Genomic DNA, 1,357 nt, shown 5'->3' with positions numbered 1-1,357 from the left:
GAAGGCCGTGCTTGTCGGCGAAGGCGAGGATCTCGTCGGCGTCCTTGACGGGTTCGGACGTGCCGGGCACGGAGGGGGCCTTCGCGCGGGTGGCGATGTGGCGGGCGGTGACCTTGTCGCCGAGGTCGCGGATGGACTGCGGGGACGGTCCGATCCAGATCAGGCCGGCGTCCAGGACGGCCTGGGCGAAGTCGGCGTTCTCGGAGAGGAAGCCGTAGCCGGGGTGGATCGCGTCGGCGCCGGACTTGGCGGCGGCGTCGATGATCTTGTCGATCGCGAGGTAGGACTCGGCGGAGGTCTGACCGCCGACGGCGAAGGCTTCGTCGGCGAGGCGGACGAAGGGCGCGTCGGCGTCGGGTTCGGCATAGACCGCGACGGAGGTGTAGCCGGCGTCGGCCGCCGCGCGGATCACACGAACCGCTATCTCACCGCGGTTCGCGACGAGAACCTTCGAGATCTTCTTCGGTGCAACACCGTTGGTCGAGGACACGTCGACTGCTTCCTTACCGCGCGTGGCGCGCGTTGACGAAGTGGGTGGGGGTTGCGGACATCCCGTAGCGCAGTGTCTGGGTGGGGGCGCCCCACCCGCCGAGGCTGGACACCGGCGGATGGGGCACGGTCACAGGGACGCACACGGTAGCGAGCACCGCTGTGAGAACGGCGATGTCGGTATCCGTCGGCTCACCGCGGACGATACGAATCACGGTGTCGCTCACAGCGGGATGTTGCCGTGCTTCTTCGGCGGCAGGGTGACCATCTTGCGTTCGAGCAGGCGCAGTGCGGTGACGATCTGTCCGCGGGTGTGGCTCGGGGGGATCACGGCGTCCACGTAGCCACGTTCAGCGGCGACGTACGGGTTGACGAGGGTGTCCTCGTACTCGTTCTGCAGCTCGAGGCGCAGTGCGTCGACGTCGTCACCGTTCTTCGCGGCCTTGAGGAGGCGCTTGCGGTAGACGAAGCCGACGGCGCCGGAGGCGCCCATGACGGCGATCTGCGCGGTGGGCCACGCGAGGTTGAGATCGGCGCCCATGTGCTTGGACCCCATCACGTCGTACGCGCCGCCGTACGCCTTGCGGGTGATGACGGTGATCTTCCCGACGGTGGCCTCGCCGTAGGCGTAGAGCAGCTTCGCGCCGCGGCGGATGATGCCGTTGAACTCCTGATCGGTGCCGGGCAGGAAGCCGGGGACGTCGACGAGGGTGATGATGGGGATGTTGAAGCAGTCGCAGGTGCGCACGAACCGGGCGGCCTTCTCGGAGGCGTCGATGTCGAGGGTGCCGGCGAACGCGGTGGGCTGGTTGGCGACGATGCCGACGCTGCGCCCGTCGACGCGGCCGAACCCGACGATGATGTTGCG

General features: G+C 68.5%; 3 protein-coding genes. All 3 read right to left on the bottom strand.

Annotated features, from left to right (window positions below):
• Positions 1-490: biotin carboxylase N-terminal domain-containing protein (locus tag BR07_RS0122625; RefSeq protein WP_027507345.1), on the bottom strand; the 490-nt coding region annotated here is incomplete at its 3' end.
• A 13-nt stretch (positions 491-503) separates the two neighbouring features.
• Positions 504-716, bottom strand: coding sequence for an acyl-CoA carboxylase subunit epsilon (locus BR07_RS26090; protein ID WP_037187604.1), 213 nt, complete (start codon positions 714-716; stop codon positions 504-506).
• A partial coding sequence (locus BR07_RS0122615) for a carboxyl transferase domain-containing protein (RefSeq protein ID WP_027507344.1) occupies positions 713-1,357 on the bottom strand: 645 nt, incomplete at its 5' end. The genes BR07_RS0122615 and BR07_RS26090, both read right to left, overlap by 4 nt.

Origin of the sequence: Rhodococcus sp. UNC23MFCrub1.1 (assembly GCF_000686025.1) — a bacterium.
Taxonomy (GTDB): Bacteria; Actinomycetota; Actinomycetes; order Mycobacteriales; family Mycobacteriaceae; genus Rhodococcoides.
Note: the sequence above shows the minus strand (reverse complement) of the source record. Positions and strands in the feature narration are given on the sequence as shown.